This window comes from Prevotella sp. E13-17 (genome assembly GCF_022024035.1).
In the GTDB taxonomy this organism is placed as follows: Bacteria; Bacteroidota; Bacteroidia; order Bacteroidales; family Bacteroidaceae; genus Prevotella.
In genome coordinates this window covers 2904314-2929504 of sequence record NZ_CP091787.1, presented here as the reverse complement: position 1 = coordinate 2929504, position 25191 = coordinate 2904314, and the positions used below count along the sequence as shown (strand labels likewise).

Sequence of the window (25191 nt, the reverse complement as noted above, 5' to 3'; positions counted from 1 at the left end):
ATGATAACAATAAGCCAGAAAAAATTTATTCAGGAAAAATGAAGAACATTGTAATTTTCGGAGCCCCAGGCTCTGGCAAAGGAACACAGAGTGACAAACTGATTGAAAAGTACGGACTGGAGCACATCTCCACAGGCGACGTGCTGCGTGCTGAGATTAAGAACGGCACAGAGCTGGGCAACACGGCCAAGCAGTTTATTGACAACGGACAGCTGATTCCAGACGAGCTGATGGTCAGCATCCTGGCATCGGTATATGACTCTTTCGGTCGTGAGCATAAGGGCGTGATCTTCGACGGTTTCCCCCGCACCATCCCACAGGCTGACGCACTGAAGAAGATGCTGGCAGAGCGTGGCGACAAGGTGGCTGCCATGATTGAACTGGACGTTCCAGAGGACGAATTGATGAAGCGCCTGATTCTGCGCGGACAGCAGAGCGGACGTGCCGATGATAATGAAGAGACGATCAAGAAGCGCCTGGTGGTTTATCACAACCAGACACAGCCACTGATTGAATGGTACAAGCAGGAGGGTCTGCACCACCATATCAATGGCCTGGGCGAGCTGGATCGTATCTTCGCAGACATTTGTAATGTGATTGATGGAATCTAATTTTGTTGACTACGTAAAAATCATGTGCCGCTCGGGTAAGGGCGGCAAAGGGTCGATGCACCTGCGCCACGTGAAGTATAACCCTAACGGGGGACCTGACGGTGGCGACGGGGGCAAAGGCGGTAGCATTATCCTGCGCGGTAATCATAACTACTGGACGCTGTTGCACCTGAAGTACGAAAGACATATCTTCGCAGAACATGGCGGCAATGGCGGGCGTGACAAGTGTCATGGCACCGATGGTAAGGACATCTATATCGATGTGCCTTGCGGTACGGTGGTGTATAATGCCGAAACGGGAAAATATATTTGCGACGTGACCTACGACGGACAGGAGGTGATGTTGCTGAAAGGTGGTCGCGGCGGACTGGGCAATTTCCAGTTCCGCACGGCGACTAACCAGGCACCGCGCTATGCGCAGCCTGGTGAGCCCATGCAGGAGATGACCATCATCCTGGAACTGAAGCTGCTGGCTGATGTGGGATTGGTGGGATTCCCCAATGCGGGTAAATCGACATTGGTGTCGGCTTTGTCGAATGCGAAGCCGAAGATAGCTAACTATCCGTTCACGACGATGGAACCTTCGTTGGGCATCGTGGGCTATCGCGATGGTAAGTCGTTTGTGATGGCCGACATTCCCGGTATTATTGAAGGTGCCTCAGAGGGTAAGGGACTGGGACTGCGCTTCCTGCGACATATAGAGCGCAATTCGCTGTTGCTCTTTATGGTGCCTGGCGATACCGACGACATCAAGCGTGAGTATGAGATTCTGCTCAACGAGTTGCAGCAGTTCAATCCTGAGATGCTTGACAAACATCGTGTGCTGGCGGTGACAAAGTGCGACCTGCTCGACGAGGAACTGATAGAGATGTTGCGCGAGACGTTGCCACAGGATTTGCCAGTGGTGTTCATCTCGGCCGTGACAGGATTTGGACTCGATGAATTGAAGGATGTGCTCTGGCGCGAACTGAATGCTGAAAGCAACAAGATCCAGGGCATCATGGCAGAGGATTCGCTGGTGCACCGCGACAAAGATATGTCGATGTTTGCACAGGAGTTGGCCGATGAAGGCGAAGATGAAGACATTGAATACGTGGATGTAGAAGATGTCGAAGACTTGGAGGATTTTGAATACGAGGAAGACGAAGAACTTTAGTTGAACGGTTTTCTACTAACATGAATAAGAAATTATTATTGGTGATTGCAACTCTGCTCACTATATCCATGGCAGCTGTTGCGCAGATTACAAATTCTTCTTTGGCAGGTGCTGTCACCTATATGGGAAGCACAGAGACTGTCATTGGCGCTACGGTGCAGGCCGTGCATGAACCTTCGGGTACGCGCTACACGGCTATCACCAATAGCAATGGACTGTTTACAATCCAAGGCATGCGTCCCGGCGGCCCGTATGTGGTGACAGTAAGCTACATTGGATGCAAACCCTCGGTGACAAAGGACATTATATTGCAACTCGGTGAGACGACCAGGCTGGACACAAAGCTTGCTGAGAGCACGACCGAACTGAATGAGGTGGTGGTGAGCGGCAATACATCGAAGTTCACGACACAGAAGACGGGACCATCGACTAACATTTCTGCAAGACTGATAGAGAACATGCCAAACCCAAACCGCCAGCTGACGGATATCGTCAGGCTGTCACCTTACGGCGGTAATGGCATGATTCTGGCAAGTCGTGACGGACGAACGGCTAACTTTACCATCGATGGTGCCAACTTCAATAATGATTTCGGAACAAACATGGACCTGCCAGGTGGTGGCAATCCTATCTCAATAGACGCTATTGCGGAAATGCAGATACTGATATCGCCCTATGACGTGCGTCAGACTGATTTTATCGGAGGCGGAGTCAATGCCATTACTAAGTCGGGTACAAACACGCTAAGGGGGACGGCTTACGTGTATCATCGCAATGAAAATATGCACGGGGATGCTGTAAACCGCGAACAGATTGCCGGTACGCGTGAGAAGGATCAGAACACGATTTACGGATTCACGCTGGGCGGACCAATCATCAAGAACAAACTGTTCTTCTTTGCCAATGGCGAAATGGCCAAGACACCTACGGTGGTGAACAGATGGCGTGGGTCGGAAGATGGCGTCGCTGATCCCACGAACTATATCTCGCGTGTGAGATTGAGCGACTTGGAACGGGTGTCACAGTATGTCGCAGACAAGTATGGATACAGCACTGGCTCGTGGACCAACTATCCGGCAGTCGATAACAACTATAAGTTCCTGGCACGAATAGACTGGAACATCACAGATAAACATCATCTGGCTCTGCGCTATAACTTTACTGACAACAGCGTGTGGAAGTCAACAAACGTGAACTCGATGGATGGTGCCAAGCGCTCGTCGTATGGACGCTTGTCGCAATATGCAATGGCTTATGCTAACTCGCTCTATCAGATGAAGAACAAGGTGCACTCTTTCTCCATTGACTTGAACAGTAGGCTGACAGATAATATCTCGAACCAGTTCTTGGCTACCTATACGAAGAAGGATGATGTGCGTGCAACAGACTCTTCTGATTTCCCGTTTGTTGATATCTTGGATGGTGCCGGCGGCAACTATATTTCGCTGGGACATGAACTGTTCTCGTGGAAAACGGGTATTCATAATGATGTGTGGAACGTCAAGGATGATGCAACCTACTATCTGGGAAGGCACAAAATTATGGCGGGCATCAGTTATGAATACAAGATGGCCGACAATATTTACATGCGAAATGGTACGGGTTACTATCGCTATAGATCTATTGACGACTTCCTGACGGGGGCAGCCCCAGAGGTGGTGGCACTGACCTATGGCTATAACGGAGAGATGGAACCGGCAGTGAGAGTGCGCAATCATCGTCTGGGATTCTATCTGCAGGATGAATGGGAACTTCGCTCTAACTTGAAGTTGACCTATGGGTTGCGTCTTGACGAACTGATCTTCGACAACAAGGATCTCATGACCAACAATGCCATTGCTGCGATTGACTATAACGGTCGCTCGTTGGACACAGGAAAATGGCCTGACAACAATCTGACCATCTCTCCACGTGTGGGCGTGGTTTGGGATGTGTTTGGCGACAAGAGTCTGAAGGTACGTGGAGGTACGGGCTTGTTTCAGGGCCGTCTGCCTTTAGTGTTCCTTACGAATATGCCATCAAGCTCAAACATGCTGCAGTATAATGGTATCTGGAACACGACGGGACTGAACAAGGGCTTGAACATCGGTGAAGAGGCTATGGCAAAGCATTTTGCCGGTGATATCAAGACTCGCATGGACTTGTATCGTTATGTAACGACCAACGGACTCGGTCCTGCTAATATCACACCAGAGGATGGTCAGGCGGGTTCTACTATCAGTGGGGTGGTCAGAGACTTTAAACTGCCGCAGGTGTGGAAGACATCATTAGCTGTTGACTATCAGGTGCCGGTGGCTTTCCCCATGACGGTGACCTTGGAGGGCGTCGTGAACAAGAATATCAATGATGTGTATATTCAGGATTGGAGCTACTATAGCTCTAAAGAGCAACCTCTGTTCAAAGGGGCAGACTGTCGTCCTGAATTTGTAAATGTGAAATATACGGATGCCAATGGGAAGGCATTGCCCAACGCTTATGTGCTGTCTAACACGAGTAAGGGCTATGGATGGCTGGGCAATGTTACCGTGACGGCCAAGCCTTTCAAATGGTTAGACCTGATGGCTGCCTATACGCATACGGTACAGAAGGAGGTGTCGGGCATGCCTGGCAATGACCCTTCATCTACGTTTGCAAATATTCCTTCGTATAAGGGACCTAACGAGGTGGGACTTCACAACTCGCTATTCGTGATTCCTGATCGTTTTGTGGCTTCGGCTTCGCTGCATGATAAGTCGGGCAACCATTATAGTTTTATCTATGAGGGTAGTCATGGCGGTGTGCGTGTAGATGCTTCTACGGGCTATACGATGACGAATAATGTGTCTTATATGCTGACTAACGACATGAATCAGGATGGGTATTCCTATGATCTGGTCTATATTCCACGAGATGATCAGGTGGGAGTCGGCAAGGGAGAGTTCCGCTTCACCTCAGAAGATGATATGAAGCGCTTCATGGACTTTGTTCATAGCAATGACTATCTAAAGAGGCATCAGGGTGAATATGCTGGGACTTATGGAGACCCTTGTCCATGGGTACATCGCATAGACTTCAGCTATAAGCATGACTTTAACTTCAATGTTAGGGATACCAAACATAAGTTGCAGCTGAGTTTTGATATGAAGAACGTGCTGAACTTCTTCGATTCTACGTGGGGAGTGGCTAAGTATCTGAATCCGGCCATAGGCAATGATGCTCGCATCCTGACCTATGCTGGCAAGGACGCAGAAGGGTATCCGTTGTTCTCGACGCCAGCCGTTATCAGTGGTAAGACTGAGACATGGACGTGGAGCTACGACGTAGGACAGTGTTGGTACGCCAGCATCGGACTTAAATACTTCTTTAACTAAGAGATAGGAACCCGTCAGTTTGGCGGGTTCCATTTTTTTTGCAACTTGGTTGCAAACGAAAGTTCTTACCTTTGCAACCAGAAAGATAACATATATTATATAAATAAGGTAAGGACAATGGCACACAATCATCATCAAGAGTACACATGCTGCTCGCACGAACATGCTCACGATGGTCATGAGCATCATCACGAGCATCATCACGAAGGTCATGAACATCATCATGAGCACCATCACGGTTTAAAAGGTCAGTTGACACTGATTGTCGTAACGGCTGTACTGCTGGCAGGCGCCTTCTTGATGGAGCAATATTTAGCATGGCCGCGGTGGCAGTTGTTGTTGGTCTATTTGGTTCCATATTTGCTTGTTGGGTTCGGAACCTTGAAAGAAGCGGTGGAAGGTCTGGCACATGGTGATGCTTTCAATGAACACTTCCTCATGTCGATAGCCACGATAGGCGCTCTTTGTATTGGCGAATATCCAGAGGCCGTCTTCGTGATGCTGTTCTTTCAGGTTGGTGAACTTTTTGAGGGCTATGCAGAAGGAAAGAGTCGTGAGAGCATTTCACACTTGATGGACATTCGTCCTGATGTGGCTCATGTGGAGCGAGAGGGTGCTGTGCTTGACGTGGCACCTGAAGAAGTGGGCGTAGGTGAGACCATCTTGGTGCGCCCAGGTGAGAAGGTGCCATTGGATGGTATTGTTGTTGAAGGCACGTCTGCCTTGAATACCGTGGCGCTGACCGGAGAGAGTGTACCTCGTGATGTTACTGAACAGGATGAGGTCATCTCGGGATGTATCAACCTGCAAGGTGTTGTCAGGGTGCGTACCACGAAGGCTTTTGGTGAGAGCACGGTGTCGAAGATCATCAATCTGGTAGAGAATGCGAGTGAGAGTAAGTCAAAGAGTGAAACCTTTATCACCCGTTTTGCCCGCATCTATACGCCGGTGGTCGTGTTCTTGGCTGTTGGCATTGCCGTTCTGCCTCCGTTGTTGGGCGGTGGAACGTTCGCTACCTGGTTCTATCGTGCCTTGATGTTCCTGGTAGTCTCTTGCCCTTGTGCGTTGGTCATCAGCGTACCGCTGACATTCTTTGGCGGTCTTGGTGGCGCATCACGAAAGGGTATCCTGATAAAGGGGGCTAACTATATTGACGTGTTGTCACAACTGGATACGGTGGTTTTCGACAAAACGGGCACGTTGACCCACGGACAGTTTGCTGTGACTGCTGTTCATCCAGAAGAGTACGATGCGCATCAGTTGTTGCATCTTGCCGCTCATGTGGAGCACTTCTCAACGCATCCGATTGGTGCTGCCTTGCGTGACGCCTTCCCTGATGAGGCTACAGATGGCTGTAGCGTCAGCGATGTGCAGGAGATATCGGGGCATGGCGTAAGAGCGAAGATTGGCGATATGGATGTTTGTGTCGGAAATACCAAGATGATGGACAGTGTCGGTGCAAAGTGGCACGATTGTCATCATGTAGGTACGATTATCCATGTGGCTATCAATGGACAATATGCTGGTCATATCGTGATTAACGATCAGGTGAAGAGTGATAGCGCAAGTGCGATCAGTCAGTTGCGGGAATTAGGCATCCAACGGCTCGTAATGCTCACTGGAGATAGAAAAGAGGTGGCAGCCGATGTGGCGGATAAGCTCGGACTGACGGAATATCATGCTGAGCTTCTTCCTGAAGATAAAGTGAATATAGTAGAGAGTTTGTCACCTGACAGCCGACTGGCTTTCGTAGGCGATGGTATCAATGATGCACCCGTGCTGGCACGGGCCGATGTTGGTATTGCAATGGGAGGGCTTGGCAGCGATGCAGCCATCGAGGCTGCCGATGTCGTGTTGATGGACGACCAACCCTCAAAGATTGCGTTGGCCATACGTATCGCTCGCAGAACCTTAGCTATTGCCCGTCAGAACGTGCTCTTTGCCATTGGTGTCAAGACGATGGTGCTTGTGTTAGCAACCTTTGGCGTTGCTACCATGTGGATGGCAGTATTCGCTGATGTGGGTGTGACCGTACTGGCTGTTCTCAATGCGATGCGCGCATTGAGACAGCATTAGTTCTCGTGATATTCGAAGACACCTCCAAAGTCAGGGTTCTCTCCAAATACCTCGCTCTCGTCCTCTTCTTCTTCCTGATTGTTGATAGGGTTGTTCTCTATGATGAGTTGATTGTAATCTTTTCGGAGTGATCCTACAACGAGCAGAAAGTCATTGTATTTGATGGTGGGAATGACAATGCCGAGGATGCCTATGCCGCAGCGAACGCCATCGGGACGGAAGTTGTTGCATAGGTTCATGGTGGCAAAGATGGTGTGGTCGTGATATTCCAATCGGTTGTTCTTCTTGAACAGTTTGTACATCTCAACCTCACTGATGGTGTCGGCAGTGGTGAACATATAGCTGAAGTTGCTGAGCGCATTGTCTATCCAGTCGCCATTGATGCTGTCATGAGCGTTGATGCACTGACGGATATCGTCTTCCATGACAGTGCGCATGCGCTCTTCTGATGGGCAGAAGATGGCCAGAATGATAGACAAGACACCAAGGATGGCACCTGTGATGACAAGTCGCCCCATACAACTGTGAGTGAACTCGTAGCTAAGTGATTCTCGTTTGCGGAAAGAACCGCCACCTGACTGATACATATACGTTATTAATGATTAGTTTATTTCACTTAAGATTGACACTGTTGTGCCGTGACACAATGACGTTGCGTCGTCTGCTGTGCTTATGAGTTATGAATCAGGTTCATGAACTCCTGACGGGTCTTTGCCTGTTTGAAGGCTCCACTGAACTCACTTGTTGTTGTCACCGAGTTCTGCTTCTCTACACCTCGCATCTGCATGCACATATGCTTAGCTTCTACGACAACCATCACACCTAAAGGATGAAGCGTCTCTTCTATACATTTACGGATTTGCAGCGTCATGCGCTCTTGTACTTGGAGTCTATGACTGTAGATATCTACCACGCGGGCAATCTTTGATAGGCCGGTGATGTAGCCGTTGGGGATGTATGCCACGTGTACCTTGCCGTACATGGGCAACATGTGATGCTCGCAGAGTGAGAAGAAGTCGATGTCTTTAACGATGACCATCTGGCTGTAGTCCTCCTTGAAGAGAGCATCTGTCAGCACCTTATGGGCATCCATCTCATAGCCTCGTGTCAACACCTGCATGGCTTTGGCTACGCGGGTGGGTGTCTTCAGCAGCCCTTCGCGCTCTGTGTTCTCGCCCAGCAGTTCTATGATACTTTTATAGTGTGATGCAAGTTCTTCTGTTTTCTTTTCTGATTCCATGATGACATGTTTATTCTGCAACGCTGATTTTGCCTTTCACGATGGTGGCAGACTCATAGCCCAGTTTGCGTACTTCTTCTACTTTTGCTTTCGCGTCTTCGTAGTTTCGATAGTTACCCATGCGGCAGATCCATCGGGGAGAATAGAAGTGCACATATACTTCTTCGCCTGGGAACAGCTGTTTGAGCGCGTTGCCTGTTTTCTCTGCTTTCTGGCGGTCACTGCGTGTGTTGCCTCCTGCAAATACCTGAATACGATAGCCAATGGCTTTATGATAATGTTTCGGTGCAGCCACAGTGTCCACTGTGTTGCTTGCTGCGCTGTTGGCGACTTCTGCATGTGCGTTGTTGCTTGCAGTTGTCGTCCTTGTGGCGGTCGTTACCGTCTTTGTTGTGGCAGCCGGTTTGGCGGCTGGCTTAGTGGCAGGCTTGGTCGAAGTTGTCTTTGTTGTTTTGGCAGACGTGTGAGTGCCGTTCACCAAGTCTTCAAGCTGTTTGTCTTGGTGAATGGTAACGCGAGCTCCTCCCGGCGTGGTCTGCTGAACACGTTGGGTGAAAGTCTGTGCGTCGGCATTGACAGCAATGCCGGCACACAGAGTTAATATGGTGAAGAACAGCTTCATCATACTTTCATTTCTTTATTTGAAGGCGTCGATGATGCCCTTGAAGTCTGCACACTTCAAAGAAGCACCGCCAATCAAACCACCGTCGATGTCGGGCTTAGCGAACAGCTCAGGTGCGTTTGAAGCCTTGCATGAACCGCCATAGAGGATGGTGGTGTCGTCGGCAACAGCCTGACCATATTTCTCAGCGATGATTGAACGGATATATGCGTGAATCTCCTCAGCCTGCTCTGCGGTAGCGGTCTTGCCAGTACCGATAGCCCAGATTGGCTCGTAGGCGATAACGATCTTGCGGAAGTCCTCCTCTGAGAGGTTGAACACGCTGCCCTCGAGCTCGGCCTTAACAACCTCGTTCTGCTTGCCAGCCTCGCGCTCTTCGAGTGACTCGCCGATGCAGAAGATAACCTTCAGGTCGTTCTTCTGAGCCAGCAGCACCTTCTCCTTCAGAATCTCGGGAGTCTCCTTGTAGTACTCACGACGCTCTGAGTGGCCCAGGATGACATACTGAGCACCAGTGCTCTTTACCATCTCGGCAGAAACCTCACCAGTGAAAGCACCCTTCTCCTTGTCTGCGCAGTTCTCTGCACCCAGACCGATGATAGACTGATCGAGGAACTGAGCGATAGAAGCCAAGTGAATGAATGGGGTGCAAATGACTACACCGCAGTTGGGCTTCTCTGCTTTCAGTGTCTCGTTCAGCTCTTTTGCAAGAGCGATACCATCCTGAAGATTCATGTTCATCTTCCAGTTACCTGCTACAATTTTCTTTCTCATTTTCTTTTCTTTTTTTATTGTTGGTGTTAAACGATTGGTTTTCATTCTAATCCATTTGGTCCACATCCACATGCGGTCTGCTAGGCTAAGCAGTGTGAGCGGGAGTACGAACCACAACATGAGCATGGCAATGCGGTGTGCCACCGAGTCTTCCTGTATGGTGCCCTCTGGCAGTTCGTGCAGAGGCTTGCTGCTGTCAAGCTCTGGTAGCCGGTTGTGGCTCCATTTCTGTATGATGGTGCCGTCGTGCAGCAGCAACAGTCCGGGGTTACTGCGTATGACCGTCTTCAGCAACACGTCGTCGGTCTGATAGAATGCGTATTCGGCACCTGTCATGTCGCGCCATTGGTTCACGGCCTTCTCACCGCTTGCCGTGAGTCCGTAGAAGGCATAGCCATTGTCCTTGGTGTACTCGTAGAGCTCATTGATGACATCAAGTTGCGAGTCGTCGGCCAATTCCAGATGAGGCGAGATGAGCAACATCGTGTAGCTGCTGTCGTTCAGCACCTGTTCTGTGATGTCTTCACCGTCGCGCTCTATAAACAAGTCGGCGTAGGGCGAGTCCTCACCTTCCATCATGCGTTGCCAGCCTTCCCTCAGGTCGGTTCCTACGCGGTAAGGACGGAAGTCAAACAGCGGTTTGTCGTAAAGACACCATGTCGAGGTTATCAATATGAACAATACCGTGTAGTTGATGACCAGCCATTGATTCGGCTCGCTGATAAAGCGAAACATCCTTGTGGGGTTGTGGGCTACGATGATGGCAGCCAGCAGCAGTACCACGTTTTTCCAGAATGTCTGCCAGTTGGTGAGAATGATGGCGTCGCCAAAACATCCGCAGTCTCTTATGGGGTTGCTGATGGCCAGCCATAGTGTCAGCGGCGTCATTGCCAGCATGATGACCAGCGACAGGCGCGAAGACAGTTTTCTTCTGATGGCAAACATCAGGAAGATGCCTAAGCAAAATTCCGTGGCGCCCAGCATTACCGACAGTCCCAAGGTCGCAGCGTCTGGCAGCCAGTTGCCCAGATGCATCGCCGTCAGGTAGTCCTGAATCTTGTATTGCGTGCCGAGTGGGTCGATGGCCTTGACGAATCCAGACAGGATGAAGACCACTGCCAGCACCATGCGGGCTATGTTTACAATCAGCGTTCTCACTTCTCCAACTTAATCAGTCCGAAGACCGCGTAGTTGATAATATCCATATAGTTGGCATCAATGCCCTCGCTCACCAGCGTGGCTCCGCCTAAGTCTTCTATTTCTTTAATGCGCTCAATCTTGGTCAAGATGAGGTCTGTGTAGCTGCTGACGCGCATGTCGCGCCACGCCTCGTCGTAGTCGTGGTTCTTGCGCTTCATCAGCTCCAGGGCTTCCTTGGCATAGCGATCATAGAGTGCCAAGGCTTCGTCGTTGTTCATGTCAACGCCGTCGGCAAAGCCCTTTTCCAATTGAATCAGTCCCACGATGCCATAGTTTATCAAGGCCATAAACTCGGGACGTATGCCTTCACCTACCAGCGACTCTTGTTTGATCTCCAGCGAACGGATACGCTTTGCTTTGATAAACAGCTGGTCGGTCAGCGATGAGGGGCGCAGGATGCGCCACGATGCACCGTAGTCGTGCAGCTTCTTTGAAAAGATGTCGCGACATTCGGCTATTGCAGCCTCAAACTGTGCATTAGTTTTTTCAAATTTGTTCATATTTCGGGTGCAAAGTTACTAAATAAATATGAATTACACATTAATTAATGTGGATTATGAACCTCGAATTATGAAATATTAATCATTTTGTTTCTTTCTGATGTACTTGATTTTAGCCCCGAGCGTGTTCCATTGCACCTGCAGCGAGTCGCGCTTCATGCGTAGCAATGTCAGCTCGGTCAGCTCCTCGGCCGTAGCTTTCAGCTGGCTTTTATGCTCCTCTACGGTCGCTTTTTTCTGTTCGTACTCTGCCTTTGCTGCTTCTAATGCAGAATCGACGTGTGCCAGTTCCTGCTGTGAGGCGAGTAGGGTAGAGTCCTGCTTGTGTTTCAGTGCGGCACGGCGCTGCTCAATCTCGTTTCTCCTTGAGTTGCTGCATGCGGTGGCAACCAGTGCCAAAGCGATAGTAGCAATGAATAATCGCTGTTGTTTCATACTTCAATTATTTAGTGGCAGTCTTCAAAAAGTGAGGACTGCATATTTGGGTACAAAGTTAATCAAAAAAAACAAAATGCCAAAAAGAACTTGTTTTTTTGTCTGAAAGTTAGTAACTTTGCACCCTCAAAAGTGTTATATACTTAAAAATGAAGTTGTATTCTGACGAAGAACTGGCCAAGATCCTTGACCAGGATATATTCCACAAAATTAGCGATGTGGCCGATCATCTGGACGTAGAGTGCTACGTGGTGGGTGGCTATGTCCGTGACATATTCCTCGAGCGTCCCAGCAACGACATTGATGTCGTCGTGGTGGGCAGCGGTATCGAGGTGGCTAAGGCCCTGAAAAAGGTGCTTGGCCGCAGAGCTCATCTGTCTGTTTTCAAAAACTTCGGTACGGCTCAGGTGAAGTTCAATGATACCGAAGTGGAGTTTGTCGGTGCCCGTCGCGAGAGCTACAGTCACGACTCGCGCAAGCCGATTGTCGAAGACGGCACGTTGGAAGACGATCAGAACCGCCGCGATTTCACCATTAATGCAATGGCTATCTGTCTGAACAAGAACCGTTTTGGCGAACTTGTCGATCCCTTTAATGGTCTGGCAGACTTAGAAGACGGCATCATTGCCACACCGCTCGATCCCGACATCACGTTTAGCGACGATCCCCTCCGCATGATGCGATGCATCCGTTTCGCCACGCAGCTCAACTTTCAGATAGAGGACGCTACCTTCGATGCCCTTCAGCGCATGGCCGATCGCATCAAGATTGTCAGTGGCGAGCGCATCGAGGTGGAGCTGAACAAAATCATGATGGCGCCTCATCCCAGCAGAGGCCTGGTAGATTTGCAGCGCTGTGGCCTGCTGAACATCATCCTCCCCGAGGTGGCGGCGCTCGATATTGTAGAGCAGAAGAATGGTCGTGCTCATAAGAACAACTTCTACCACACACTCGAAGTGCTTGAGAATGTAGTGAGAGCGACCCACGAGACCCACCCCCAACCCCTCCCTGTGAGGGAGGGGAGTGAACGCTCTCAGGATGGAGTAGGTGTTGAGGGGAGTGAATGCTCTCAGACGAATGCTTCTGCTTCCCGTACCGATGGACTGGGTGAAAACCGTGTTCTTTATTTGCGTTGGGCAGCATTGCTCCATGATATTGGCAAGACCAAGACCAAGCGGTGGGATCCTGCCATCGGCTGGACGTTCCACAACCACAACTATGTGGGAGCCAAGATGGTGGCAGAGCTGTTCCGTCGGCTGAAGTTGCCCATGGGAGCTGAGATGAAATACGTCCAGAAGCTGGTCGATTTGCACATGCGCCCACAGGTTATCGCCGATAGCGAGGTAACCGATTCGGCTGTTCGCCGCTTGCTCAACGATGCTGGCGACGATATCGACGACTTGATGACACTTTGCGAAGCCGACATCACGTCGAAGAACGAGGTCCGGAAAAAGATGTTTCTCGAGAACTTCCGCATTGTCCGCGAAAAGCTTGCCGACCTCAAGGAGAAAGACTATAAGCGCCTGTTGCAGCCCGTCATCGACGGCAACGAGATCATGGAGCTCTTCCATCTCTCTCCATCGCGCGAGGTGGGCATGTTGAAACAATGTCTGAAAGACGCAGTGCTAGACAATAAGGTTGAAAACGAACGCGAGCCTTTGATGCAGCTGCTCATAGAAAAAGCTCGCGAGATGGGAATCGCCTGATATGGGCGTCATATTCTAATTCTAAAAGTGCCACTTTTCCGCAAGAAGAGTGGCACTTTTGTTGTCATAGCCCTTTGTTATTAGCTTTTCTTTGAGAATTACTCCCCTCCCTTCTGAGGGGCAGGGTGAGGCTTTCCCCAGTTGTTTTGTGTCAATGTGTCACTTTGATTTTCTTTTGTCTTACCCATTGTTTTCGCAAACAGATAATTTTTATATTTGATAATTTTATCATTTATTGGCATAAAAAGTCTGTTTTTAATAGAAAAAATGGATATATATTAAGAAAATGCAATTAAAAAATGAATTTTTTTTGTAATTTTATTGATTATTCCGTTTTTATTGTTAATTTTGCACCCCGAAACCAAACTAGACCGATTTGACGTCGGTTTGATAGTAAGAAGGTAAATGTAGTGACAAATTGAAATCTTAGGTATTGGTTATACACAAACATTATTTAATATTAACTTAATAAGAGTCTTATGAACAAAAGACTAGCATTGCTTCTGATGACCCTTTTCCTCGTAGTAGGTGGGGCGTTCTCTCAGACGAGAGTCAATGGTACCGTCATGTCAAAGGACGATGGTGAGCCTATTATTGGCGCATCAGTTTTAGTTGTTGGCACTCATGTAGGTACAGTAACTAACAGTGAAGGACAGTTCTCTCTGAATGTCCCCGCAGGTAAGAAAACCCTTCGTATTTCTTACATCGGTATGGAGACTTTGGAATTGCCCGCAAGCGCAAACATGCGCATTTTGTTGACCAGCGACCACAACTCACTTGATGAGGTGATTGTTGTTGCTTACGGTACAGCAAAGAAATCATCGTTTACTGGTTCGGCTACAGCCATGAAGGAGAAAGACATGTCAGCCCAGAAGGGTTCGCTTGTTAAATCTCTCGAAGGTAAGGTGGCTGGTGTACGTGTTGGTTCATCTATCGGTGACCCAGGTGCTGACCAGAACATCCAGATTCGTGGTATCGGTTCTATCAACGGTTCTACACAGCCTCTGTATGTTATCGACGGTGTGCCCGTATTGGCAAACTCAGATGGTTACATGTCATCAAGCATCAAGTCACAGTCTATCCTTGCTACTCTGAACCCTAACGATATCGAGAGCATGACCATCCTGAAGGATGCTGCAGCAGCATCTCTCTATGGTTCACGTGCTGCCAATGGTGTTGTTATCATCACCACTAAGAAGGGTGCTAAGGGTAAGACCAACGTACACTACGATATGCAGATTGGTACTCAGCAGATTGCTAAGAAGAGCGCCATGAACACCATGAACGCTGCTCAGCTGAAGGAGTACTATACGGACGCCTTGACAAACTTCTTTAAGCTGTATTATACTGAGGACGATTTGTTCGCAGACTATGGTACAAGAGATTATGCTGAAGCAGGTAAGCTTGAAACAGCTAATGGCTGGTTCCATGACTATGATGGCACAACAAGCACAGACTGGTACGACCAGGTTTACCACAATGCTCTGACTCAGGACCACCAGCTCTCTATCGACGGTGGTAACGACAAGACCAAGTTCTATGTAGGTTTGGGCTACAATGATTCTGAGGGTGTTGTAAAGGGCACAGAGTTCCAGCGTTATAGCGGCCGTCTGAACTTGGATCACCAGGTAAACGATTGGTTGAAGGTTGGCGTAAAGCAGATGATTTCTTTCTCTGACACCAAGGGTCTTCGTGACCAGGGCGATCAGGAGCAGGGCTTTGGTACAACCACACCTTGGTCTGTACTCTACTCTTTGGACCCCACAGCTGTGAACAAGAATGCTGATGGCTCTTATAATAATGATGTAGCTTTCGGTAAGGTTGGTAACCCCAACAACATGTTTGGTGTTGAGAGCGGCGAGTATGCCGAGTTCGTGAAGTCAAACATGATGCGTAGCATGAGCAACCTCGAGGCAGAGGTTAAGCTGCCTTACGACCTTGTTGCTCGTACCATCTTCGGTTATGACTATACTAACAACAAACTGCAGGAGTTCTGGTCTCCTCTGAGCGTTAACGGTGAGTCACTTGGTGGCTTAGGTCAGCGTTGGGACTTCACCAGCAAGACACTGACCTCTTCTACCACTCTGGGTTACAACCATCAGTTTGGCAAGCACTCAGTAAGCGCACTGGGCGGTTACGAGTACGAGAAGCGCCAGATGCCTTATATGACAGCATCTGCAAAGGGTTATGGCACTTACAAACTGCCAGAGCTTTCTAACGGTCAGTCTTATCAGACTGGTAGCGCTATCTACGAGTCAATGCTTTCTTCTTGGCTCGGTAAGGCCGACTATAACTACGACAACAAGTACTATGCTGGCTTGAGCTTCCGTCGTGACGGTTCTTCTCGTCTGGCTAAGGACAACCGCTGGTCTAACTTCTGGTCAGTATCTGCTGCATGGCGTATCTCTCAGGAGTCATTCTTGCAGGGCAATCCTCTCTTCTCTGACTTGAAGCTGCGTGCTTCTTACGGTACCAATGGTAATCTGCCCACCGGTATGTATCAGTACATGCCTCAGTATGCTACCAGCGGTGGTTATGGTGCAAACGGTGCTTACTACTGGTCAACTCCTGGTAACGAGAGTCTGACATGGGAGAAGTCTAAGAACTTCAACATCGGTTTCGACTGGACACTCTACAACCGTGTATCACTCACTCTTGAATACTATAAGAAAGTGACCGACGATCTGATCTTCTCTACTCCTGTGTCTTATGTAACAGGTTTCGGTTCTAACATCAACAACATCGGTAAGCTGGAGAACAGCGGTCTCGAATTCACCGTTTCTTCTTCAAACATCCGTACTAAGGACTTTAGCTGGACCACCGACTTCAACTTGACCTGGCAGAAGATCTTGGTGAAGGAGTTGCCTGACGGCGAGGACGTTCAGTATGGTGATGGTAATATGTACCTGCTCCGCGAGGGTGAGTCTATGCACACCTTCTACCTCCCCGAATGGAAGGGCGTTGATCCCGAGACAGGTCTTGGTGAGTTCTGGCTTGATCCCTCTGATCACTCAAAGGGCGTAACTAACACCTACGCAAAGGCTGGTAAGGGTAAGGTAGGTAAGGCTGTGCCCGATGTACTCGGTGGTCTGACCAACACCTTCCGCTACAAGGACTTCGATCTGTCGTTCATGATTTCTTATCAGTTCGGTGCCGACATGTTCGACTATCCCGGATACTTCCTCACCTTCAGTGACGGTGTACGCGTTGGTTCATTCAACGTTCACGAGTCTGTTGCTGGCAACTACTGGAAGCAGCCTGGTGATGTAGTTGAATTCCCCAAACCTATCTATGGCAACCCCTATCGTTCAGATAAGTTCTCTTCACGTACCATCCGTTCTACCGACAACATCCGCGTACGTGATATCACTCTGGGCTACAACGTGCCTCTGTTCAAGCAGTACATCAACAACCTGCGTGTGTACTTCCGTACCACCAACCCATTCATGATCTACTGCGCAACTAAGGATGTAGATCCCGACGTTGATGTAAACGGCTACCGTCAGACCGATACACCTCCTACACGTCAGTTCCTGTTTGGTCTGAACCTGACTTTCTAATATTCAATACATCAATTATAGAATCATAACATATGAAAAAGATATATTTAGTTTTAGGTCTGGCAGCAGGGCTGAGTCTCACTTCTTGCAGCCTCGACTCAGAGCCAACAACTTCGCTTGGCGAAGGCGTGGCTATCACGACAGAGTCTGATTTGCAGTACGCTGTCAACGGTATCGGTTATCTGATGTCTGAAGATCGTATGCTCTACGGTTCTGAATTCGGACTCTATGCCGACCTCACTACCAACGAGTTTAAGTATGTCGATGACTACGGTCAGAGCACTGCTATTGCTCGTTACACTTTGACCAAGTACGATGAACTGCCCGAGTATGCTTATGCTGATATGTATGGTGCTATCGCCAACTGTAACAAGGCACTCGAGTTGTCTGAGGCACTCGAGCAGACCGAGACTGTTGACAACCTGCGTGGTCAGCTCTATGCATGGCGTGCATTGCTCCACTTCGACTTGGCACGTCTGTTCGCTCACATCCCAACAGCTGTTAGCGACGTGAATGCAGCTAACTCTGGTATCGTTCTTTCAGATCACGTAGTTGGTCCTGACTTCAAGGGCGACCGTGCTACACTGGCACAGACCTACAAGCAGATTATCGATGACTTCACACAGGCTATGACCCTGCTGGAGGCTACTAAGGACGACAAGAAAGAGACTGGCTACTTCAACTACTATGCTGCTTTAGCTCTTCGTGCACGTGCCAACCTCTATGCTGGCAACTATGAAAAAGCTTTGGATGATGCTAAGGAAGTAATTGCTGATGGTGGTTACGAGCTCTACACACCTTCAACCTACGAAAAGGCTTGGGAGCAGGAAGGTACTTCAGAGTCAATCTTTGAACTGCTTGTCACTGCTAACTACAATGCTCAACGTAACTCTCTGGGTTACTACTGCGACGCTGCAGGTTACCCTGAGGCAGCTTTGGCTGACAATGGTAAAGTGCTGACCTACCTGAAGGCTAATCCCGCTGACGTTCGCTCTAAGATGATCAAGGAGCAGGCTGTTCAGGGCGTTGCAGGCACTCATTTCTTCCCTGCTAAGTATCCCGGTCGTGACGGTCTCTATGTTAACAACCCCAAAATCATCCGTCTTTCTGAGGTTTACCTCATCGCTGCTGAGGCTGAGCTGAAGGGCAACAACGATGGTGGCAAGGCTGCTGCTTACATCAATGAGATTGAGAAGAACCGCGTTACTGGCTACACCGATGTAGCAACTGTTACTATCGACGACGTTATTGCTGAGTACGAGAAGGAGTTCTTTGCTGAGAACCAGATTGCATTTGCTTACTGGCGTAACAAGAAGAGCATCACCAACCAGGTTAGCAATGTTATCAGCTACGACGATAACCAGAGCATTCTGCCTATCCCACAGCGTGAGATTGACTTCTATCCTGGACTGGTTCAGAACGAAGGTTATTAATCCAATGAGTTTATATTGCAAGTTTCCTTTTTGATAGATTCTTGCGATCATCATAAGACACTCCGCACTGTTTGTGTGCGGGGTGTCTTTTTTTCTATAATCATGGTTGATTAGAACTTATTTTTTTTCTATTCTTTCAGTCGTTTGCAAGACAAACTAAAGCCCGATAGCTATTTTAAAAGTATGTCCGTCTGTTATTCTGTCTTTATTATCAGTTATTCTGTCTTTCCCCCTGTTATTCTGTCTGTATCAATGCACGTCTCTTTATGTTTAATATACAACTAATTTACTAATAAAATGTTAAATAAGTGAGCGGCAATTATTGTATATTTGTCTTTTTTTGTAATTTTGCATTTTGAAAACTAAGACTCTGTGGTTGAGTTTTCTTAATTAAAGAATAAGATATATAACAATTTAAGCTTAAAGAATAATTATGAGTAAGAACAAAATGATGCTGGCTGCGGCTGTTGCAGCCATGTTGGTTTCATGTGGCGGAGGCGGTGGCCGTCCGACTTTTGGCGATAATGAGTTCCCTGTGGAGACCGTTTCATCGCAGTCGGCTGCCCTGCAGACAAACTATCCCGCTACGATTAATGGTATTCAGGATGTAGAGATCAGACCAAAGACTTCAGGCTTCCTGACGCAGATCTGCGTGAAAGAAGGTCAGACCGTTTCTGCCGGACAGTTGCTGTTCGTCATCGACAACGAGACCTTCCAGGCACAGGTGCGCCAGGCTCAGGCAGCTGTCAACACAGCCCAGAGCGGTGTCAACACTGCTAAACTGACATACGAGAACTCCAAGCAGCTTCATGCCAACAAGGTGATTGGCGACTACGAGCTGCAGACCGCCGAGAACAGCTTTGTCAGCGCACAGGCACAGCTGGCTCAGGCTCAGGCAGCGCTGGCTTCCGCCAAAGAGGCACTGAGCTATTGCTACGTGAAGAGCCCTGTTAAGGGCGTTGTGGGCACCCTGCCTTTCAAGAAGGGCGCCCTGGTGAGCGCATCCAATGTGCTGACCCACGTTGCCGACATCAGTCAGATGGACGTCTATTTCTCAGTTACCGAGAAAGACCTGCTGTTGCTCTCAAAGGCTGAGGGCGGTGTCAATGGCGCCATCGAAGCCTTCCCCCCAGTGAAGCTGTTGCTGGCCGATGGCACCGAGTACGGCTATCCCGGCAAGGTGGCCACCGTCAGTGGTGTCATCGATAAGAGCACAGGCTCTGTGCAGCTGAAGGCCCAGTTCCCCAACCCCGACAAGCTGTTGAAGAGCGGCGGTTCTGGCACCATCGTGCTACCTCAGTCAGCCAACGATGCCATTGTCATCCCCCAGTCGGTGGTTGTCGAGGTTCAGAACAAGAAGTTCGTCTATCTGCTCAACGACAGCAACAAGGTGGTCTATACCGAGATCACCGTCAACCCACAGAACGATGGCAACAACTATATTGTGACCAGCGGACTCAAACCTGGCGACAAGTATGTCACCAATGGCGTCACCAAGCTGACCGACGGTCAGGAGATTGTGCCCATCACCCCACAACGCTATCAGGAGAAGATTCAGGAGCAGGCCAAGGCCATGAGCGCAGGCGACATCGTGGGTGCCATGAAGAAATAAGTAGAATTGAAAAATTGAAAAATTGAAAAGTTGAAGTCTGAGAAAAACTTTAATTCTTCAATTCTTAAATTCTTAAATTTTTAAAGAAATGACATTTACAAACTTTATCAAGCGCCCAGTGCTATCTACGGTGATCTCTATCCTCATCGTGCTGCTGGGTGTCATCGGATTGACCTCGCTGCCTATTGAGCAGTATCCCGATATTGCACCACCTACCGTGGTGGTATATACCAGCTATCCTGGTGCCGATGCCGAGACCGTCAAGAACTCGGTCATCACACCTCTGGAGGAGAGCATCAACGGTGTAGAGGGTATGGACTACATCTCTTCTACCGCTTCTTCGGGTTCGGCACAGATCAGTGTGCTGTTCCGTCAGGGCATGAATGCCGACATGTGTGCCGTCAACGTGCAGAACCGCGTGCAGCAGGCACAGGCCTTGCTGCCTGCCGAGGTGACACGTATCGGCGTGACCGTCATGAAGCGCCAGACCTCTCAGGTGATCATGTACACCCTGACCAGTGACGGCCGCTACGACGACGAGTTCCTGACCAACTACAGTAATATCAACATCGTGCCTGCCATCAAGCGTATTCAGGGTGTGGGCGACGTGCAGAGCCCCGGTCTGAAGACCTACTCAATGCGTATCTGGCTGAAGCCCGACGTGATGAAGCAGTACAACCTGATGCCTTCCGACATCAGCGGTGTGCTCGCCGAACAGAACATCGAGGCCGCTCCCGGTACCTTCGGCGAACTCTCTGACGTGGCCTACGAGTATGCCATGCGCTACACCGGTCGCTTCAAGACTGCCGAGGAGTTCGGCAACATCATCATTCAGAGCAATGCCGACGGCACCACGCTGAAGTTGAAGGACGTGGCCAAGATCGAGCTGGGTGGCCAGCAGTATTCTGTAGCCATGAAGAACAACAACGTGCCTTCGGTGCTGGGTATGGTGCAGCAGATTGCTGGTTCTAACGCCAACGAGATTGCCAAGAACGTGAAGAAAGAACTGGAAGAGCAAGCCAAGCTATTCCCTCCAGGCATGACCTATAAGATCAACTACGACGTCACCGAGTTCCTCTATGCTTCTATCGAGGAGGTAGTGTTCACGCTGGTGTTCACCCTTCTGCTCGTGTTCTTCGTCATCTACGTCTTCCTGCAGGACTGGCGTTCTACGCTGATCCCTCTGATTGCCGTGCCTGTGTCGTTGGTCGGTACGTTCTTCTTCCTCGAGCTGTTTGGCTTCTCCATCAACCTGCTCACGCTGTCGGCCCTGCTGTTGGCCATCGCCATCGTGGTCGATGATGCCATTGTGGTGGTCGAAGCCGTGCATGCCAAGTTGGACCAAGGCTACAAGTCAACGCTGACGGCCTCTATCGATGCCATGAACGAAATCTCGGGTGCCATTATCTCCATCACGCTGGTGATGTCGGCCGTGTTCATCCCTGTGTCGTTCATTGGTGGCACCAGCGGTACGTTCTATCGTGAGTTCGGTGTGACCATGGCAGTCAGCATCTTCATCTCGGCGCTGAACGCCCTGACGCTGTCGCCCGCCCTGTGTGCCATCTTCCTGAAGGTGCACGACAAGGACGGCCACGAGAAGAAACTGTCGCGCATCGACAAGTTCCACATGGCCTTCAACACCGCCTACGACGGCATTCTTGGCAAGTATAAGTCGCGCATCGAGAAGCTCGTACACCGTCCCATCGCCATTATGGTGACTGTGGTCATCGGTATTGCCGTGCTCGTTGTCTCGCTGGTTACCAGCAAGACCGGTCTGGTGCCCGACGAGGATACCGGCACCATCTTCTGTACCATCTCAATGCCTCCTGCCACTTCCGTGGCACGCACTCAGCAGGTCATTGCCGAGGTTGACAGCATCCTGGCTGCCGATCCTGCTGTTCAGAACCGTGAGCAGATTCAGGGTTACAACTTCATTGCCGGTTCCGGTTCCGACCAGGCCACCTTCATCGTGAAGCTGAAGCCCTTCAGCGAGCGTCAGAAAGGACTGTGGTGGAAGATCTCTGGCTTGTGGCAGGGCGATGGCATCTATCGCTTCTTCCTCAACCCCTACGAGTCTAACGGTGTGCTGGCGCAGATCTATCTGAAGACGGCCCACATCAAGGATGCCCAGATTCTGGCTTTCGCACCGCCTATGATTCCTGGCTTCTCGGCCAACAGCGGTGTGTCTCTCGTCATGCAGGACCGCACGGGCGGTTCGCTCGACAAGTTCTTTGGCGTGGTCAAAGACTATCTGGCCGAGCTCAACAAGCGTCCTGAGTTCCAGATGGCACAGACCTCTTACAACCCCAACTATCCACAGTACATGGTGCATGTAGATGTGGCCAAGTGTAAGCAGAGCGGCATCTCGCCTGCCACCGTCCTCTCTACGTTGCAGGGTTACTACGGTGGACTCTACGCCTCCAACTTCAACGCCTATGGTAAGCTCTACCGTGTCATGGTGCAGGGCTCGCCCGAGACCCGCATGACGCCCGAGTCGCTCAACAGCGTCTATGTGCGCACCAATGCAGGCATGGCACCCGTCAAGGAGTTCTGCCAGCTGGAGCGCGTCTATGGTCCTTCCAACATCAACCGCTTCAACCTGTTTACGTCTATCAACGTGACTGCCACCGTGGCTGATGGCTATTCCACCGGTGAGGCCATCAAGGCCGCCCAGGAAGTGGCTGCCCAGATGTTGCCCACAGGTTACACCTACGACTATCAGGGCCTGACGCGTGAAGAGGCCAAGGCTTCAAACACCACCGGCATCATCTTCCTGCTGTGTATCGTCTTTATCTATCTGATTCTTTCAGCCCAGTACGAGTCTTACCTGCTGCCGCTGGCCGTTATCCTCTCTGTACCGTTCGGTTTGGCAGGCTGCTTCCTGTTCACCATGTTGTTCGGCCATGCCAACGACATCTACATGCAGATCTCGCTCATCATGCTGATTGGTCTGTTGGCCAAGAACGCCATCCTGATTGTGCAGTTCGCCCTCGAGCGTCGCAGCACCGGTATGGCCATCTCCTGGTCGGCCGTGTTGGGTTCTGCAGCCCGTCTGCGTCCTATCCTGATGACCTCTCTGGCCATGATCATCGGTCTGCTGCCTTTGATGTTTGCCAGCGGTGTAGGTAAAAACGGCAACCAGACGCTGGGTGCAGCAGCCGTAGGCGGTATGCTCATCGGTACGCTCTGTCAGCTCTTTGTCGTGCCTACGTTGTTTGTCATCTTCCAGTCGCTTCAGGAGAAGATCCGTCCGATGAAGTTCGAAGGCGATGACGAGAACCCCGACGTGGCCACCGAGCTGCAGCAGTATGCTAAGCGCCCTGTTGATTATACGCTTGAAAAATAGCAGCCCCTGCCTCCATTCCCCAATCGGGGAGGGGAGGCAGATACCAAATAACCAGAAGATAAAAGATTATGATGAAAAGTAATTTTCTAACGAGAATAATAAAGCCCTTCCCTTCCGGAGGGGTTGGGGTAGGCTTCCTGTTCTGCCTGATGCTCAGTAGCTGTGGTCTCTACAACAAATATGAGCGCCCCGAGTCGGTCAACACCGCCGGACTGGTGCGCGACGTGGTGAGCGATGGCGACACCCTCGTGGTCAACAGCGACGAGAACTTTGGCAACCTGCCCTGGCGTCAGGTGTTCACCGACCCCCAGTTGCAAGGACTCATCGAGACTGCTCTCGAGAACAATACCGACCTGCGCAATGCTGCCCTCAACGTGAAGATGATGGAGACGGCCCTCACCGTGTCTAAGCTGGCCTTCCTGCCCTCGCTGGCCATTGCCCCTCAGGGCACCATCAGTCAGGTGCAGATGGATGGCGCCTCAGTGTCGAAGACCTACCAGTTGCCCATCTCGGCTTCGTGGAACCTCGACCTCTTCGGCAATCTGCTCTCGCAGAAGCGCTCGGCACAGATGAAGCTGCTGGCCACGAAAGACTATCAGGTGGTGGTACAGACCAATATTATCTGTGGTGTGGCCAACCTCTACTACACGCTGATGATGCTCGACGAGCAGATGCGCATCGTCACCGACATGGAACAGCTCACCAAGGAGACCTGGGACATGATGAAACTGCAGATGGAACTGGGTCGTGCCCGTTCTACCAGTGTGCAGAGTGCCGAGGCCAGCTACTACAGCGTGCAGGCACAAAAGGCCACCCTGCGCCAGCAGATCCGACAGATGGAGAACTCTATGGCGCTGCTGCTCAACGAGGCAGGGCATCAGATTCCTCGCGGCTCATTCTACAACCAGTCGCTGCCTTCTGAGTTTGCCACGGGCGTAGGCATCCAGCTGCTCTCCAACCGCGCCGATGTTCATGCTGCCGAGATGAACCTGGCTCAGTGCTTCTACGACACCGAGACGGCTCGCTCGCGCTTCTATCCCAACATCACCATCACGGGCAATGCCATGTTTACCAACTCGCTCGGCTCTGCCATCGTCAACCCCGGCAAGTGGATCCTCTCTGCCGTTGGCTCACTGACGCAGCCCATCTTCGCCCACGGACAGATCGTGGCAGGGCTGAAGGTGGCTAAGTATCAGCAGGAGCAGGCGCTCAACACCTTCCAGAACACCATCCTCAAGGCTGGTAATGAGGTGAGCAATGCCTTGGTGGCTTATGCCACCTGCGACGAGCTGAGCCAGATAGACGAAAAGCAGGTGAAGCTCTACCAGCAGAACGTGGAAGACACCCGACAGCTCTACACCTCTAAGGGTAGCAGCTATCTGGAGGTCATCCAGGCACAGAGTGGACTGCTCAACGCCCGCATCTCTAAGGTCACCAACGACTTCAACAAGATGCAGGCTGTGGTCAACCTCTATCAGGCGCTGGGAGGCGGAAGCCATTAACCCCCTAAGTTAGGGGGTAGGGGGTCTGAACAGGCGCAGGTCCCCTAATAAAAAAGTCTAATAAAATG

16 protein-coding genes are annotated in these 25191 nt (G+C 50.3%); 10 read left to right on the top strand and 6 right to left on the bottom strand.

All coding sequences use genetic code 11. The annotated features are described in order from the left end of the window. The first annotated feature begins 38 nt into the window (after positions 1 to 38). The 4 genes from L6472_RS11815 to L6472_RS11800 all read left to right on the top strand — a co-directional run bounded on the left by L6472_RS11815 (position 39) and on the right by L6472_RS11800 (position 7193). Complete coding sequence (locus L6472_RS11815; RefSeq protein WP_237805335.1) at positions 39 to 611, top strand: adenylate kinase; 573 nt, start codon at positions 39 to 41, stop codon at positions 609 to 611. Beyond that, positions 601 to 1767 (top strand): GTPase ObgE, encoded by a 1167-nt coding sequence (obgE, locus tag L6472_RS11810; protein WP_237805333.1) that lies wholly within the window; start codon positions 601 to 603, stop codon positions 1765 to 1767. Before L6472_RS11815 ends, obgE begins: the two co-directional genes overlap by 11 nt. A 20-nt stretch (positions 1768 to 1787) precedes the next feature. Continuing rightward, entirely contained in the window at positions 1788 to 5117 is a 3330-nt protein-coding gene (locus tag L6472_RS11805; protein WP_237805331.1) for a carboxypeptidase regulatory-like domain-containing protein, read from the top strand. Positions 5118 to 5417: 300 nt separating this feature from the next. Then, positions 5418 to 7193: a heavy metal translocating P-type ATPase gene (locus L6472_RS11800; protein WP_237808026.1), complete on the top strand. Its 1776-nt coding sequence runs from the start codon at positions 5418 to 5420 to the stop codon at positions 7191 to 7193. Here the strand turns inward: L6472_RS11800 and L6472_RS11795 are convergent. The 6 genes from L6472_RS11795 to L6472_RS11770 form a co-directional block, all read right to left on the bottom strand. Then, on the bottom strand, positions 7190 to 7780 hold the full coding sequence (locus L6472_RS11795) for a hypothetical protein (protein WP_237805329.1): 591 nt from the start codon (positions 7778 to 7780) through the stop codon (positions 7190 to 7192). The genes L6472_RS11800 and L6472_RS11795 overlap by 4 nt on opposite strands. A gap of 83 nt (positions 7781 to 7863) precedes the next feature. Beyond that, a complete protein-coding gene (folE, locus tag L6472_RS11790) occupies positions 7864 to 8433 on the bottom strand; it encodes a GTP cyclohydrolase I FolE (protein WP_237805326.1) in 570 nt (189 codons plus the stop codon). 10 nt (positions 8434 to 8443) lie between these two features. Continuing rightward, positions 8444 to 9058, bottom strand: a complete 615-nt coding sequence (locus L6472_RS11785) for an SPOR domain-containing protein (RefSeq protein ID WP_237805324.1) — start codon at positions 9056 to 9058, stop codon at positions 8444 to 8446. Positions 9059 to 9070: 12 nt separating this feature from the next. Beyond that, positions 9071 to 10987, bottom strand: coding sequence for a triose-phosphate isomerase (gene tpiA, locus L6472_RS11780; RefSeq protein ID WP_370640851.1), 1917 nt, complete (start codon positions 10985 to 10987; stop codon positions 9071 to 9073). After that, a complete protein-coding gene (locus L6472_RS11775; protein ID WP_237805322.1) occupies positions 10984 to 11529 on the bottom strand; it encodes a DUF1599 domain-containing protein in 546 nt (181 codons plus the stop codon). The genes tpiA and L6472_RS11775 overlap by 4 nt, the downstream gene beginning before the upstream one ends. Before the next feature lie 78 nt (positions 11530 to 11607). Further along, positions 11608 to 11964 (bottom strand): hypothetical protein, encoded by a 357-nt coding sequence (locus L6472_RS11770; RefSeq protein WP_237805320.1) that lies wholly within the window; start codon positions 11962 to 11964, stop codon positions 11608 to 11610. A 149-nt stretch (positions 11965 to 12113) separates the two neighbouring features. Here L6472_RS11770 and L6472_RS11765 point away from each other — a divergent pair, with 149 nt between their 5' ends. The 6 genes from L6472_RS11765 (at position 12114) to L6472_RS11740 (ending at position 25123) form a co-directional block, all read left to right on the top strand. After that, the gene (locus L6472_RS11765) at positions 12114 to 13670 is read left to right on the top strand and encodes a CCA tRNA nucleotidyltransferase (protein WP_237805318.1); all 1557 of its coding nucleotides are present in this window, start codon (positions 12114 to 12116) and stop codon (positions 13668 to 13670) included. A 479-nt stretch (positions 13671 to 14149) separates the two neighbouring features. Continuing rightward, a complete protein-coding gene (locus tag L6472_RS11760; protein WP_237805316.1) occupies positions 14150 to 17230 on the top strand; it encodes a TonB-dependent receptor in 3081 nt (1026 codons plus the stop codon). A gap of 32 nt (positions 17231 to 17262) precedes the next feature. After that, positions 17263 to 18663, top strand: a complete 1401-nt coding sequence (locus L6472_RS11755; protein ID WP_237805314.1) for a RagB/SusD family nutrient uptake outer membrane protein — start codon at positions 17263 to 17265, stop codon at positions 18661 to 18663. 433 nt (positions 18664 to 19096) lie between these two features. After that, positions 19097 to 20275 (top strand): efflux RND transporter periplasmic adaptor subunit, encoded by a 1179-nt coding sequence (locus L6472_RS11750; protein WP_237805312.1) that lies wholly within the window; start codon positions 19097 to 19099, stop codon positions 20273 to 20275. An 88-nt stretch (positions 20276 to 20363) separates the two neighbouring features. Next, positions 20364 to 23621: an efflux RND transporter permease subunit gene (locus L6472_RS11745; protein ID WP_237805310.1), complete on the top strand. Its 3258-nt coding sequence runs from the start codon at positions 20364 to 20366 to the stop codon at positions 23619 to 23621. 149 nt (positions 23622 to 23770) lie between these two features. Continuing rightward, entirely contained in the window at positions 23771 to 25123 is a 1353-nt protein-coding gene (locus L6472_RS11740) for a TolC family protein (protein WP_237808024.1), read from the top strand. Positions 25124 to 25191: the final 68 nt, after the last annotated feature.

Bases quoted from the DNA above. Each gene is read 5' to 3' on its own strand.
- L6472_RS11775 (WP_237805322.1), bottom strand. From the start codon at position 11,529: ATGAACAAATTTGAAAAAACTAATGCACAGTTTGAGGCTGCAATAGCC.
- L6472_RS11755 (WP_237805314.1), top strand. From the start codon at position 17,263: ATGAAAAAGATATATTTAGTTTTAGGTCTGGCAGCAGGGCTGAGTCTC.
- L6472_RS11800 (WP_237808026.1), top strand. From the start codon at position 5,418: ATGGAGCAATATTTAGCATGGCCGCGGTGGCAGTTGTTGTTGGTCTAT.
- L6472_RS11785 (WP_237805324.1), bottom strand. From the start codon at position 9,058: ATGATGAAGCTGTTCTTCACCATATTAACTCTGTGTGCCGGCATTGCT.
- L6472_RS11745 (WP_237805310.1), top strand. From the start codon at position 20,364: ATGACATTTACAAACTTTATCAAGCGCCCAGTGCTATCTACGGTGATC.
- L6472_RS11795 (WP_237805329.1), bottom strand. From the start codon at position 7,780: ATGTATCAGTCAGGTGGCGGTTCTTTCCGCAAACGAGAATCACTTAGC.
- L6472_RS11770 (WP_237805320.1), bottom strand. From the start codon at position 11,964: ATGAAACAACAGCGATTATTCATTGCTACTATCGCTTTGGCACTGGTT.
- L6472_RS11805 (WP_237805331.1), top strand. From the start codon at position 1,788: ATGAATAAGAAATTATTATTGGTGATTGCAACTCTGCTCACTATATCC.
- L6472_RS11765 (WP_237805318.1), top strand. From the start codon at position 12,114: ATGAAGTTGTATTCTGACGAAGAACTGGCCAAGATCCTTGACCAGGAT.
- L6472_RS11815 (WP_237805335.1), top strand. From the start codon at position 39: ATGAAGAACATTGTAATTTTCGGAGCCCCAGGCTCTGGCAAAGGAACA.
- folE (WP_237805326.1), bottom strand. From the start codon at position 8,433: ATGGAATCAGAAAAGAAAACAGAAGAACTTGCATCACACTATAAAAGT.
- L6472_RS11750 (WP_237805312.1), top strand. From the start codon at position 19,097: ATGAGTAAGAACAAAATGATGCTGGCTGCGGCTGTTGCAGCCATGTTG.
- L6472_RS11740 (WP_237808024.1), top strand. From the start codon at position 23,771: ATGCTCAGTAGCTGTGGTCTCTACAACAAATATGAGCGCCCCGAGTCG.
- L6472_RS11760 (WP_237805316.1), top strand. From the start codon at position 14,150: ATGAACAAAAGACTAGCATTGCTTCTGATGACCCTTTTCCTCGTAGTA.
- obgE (WP_237805333.1), top strand. From the start codon at position 601: ATGGAATCTAATTTTGTTGACTACGTAAAAATCATGTGCCGCTCGGGT.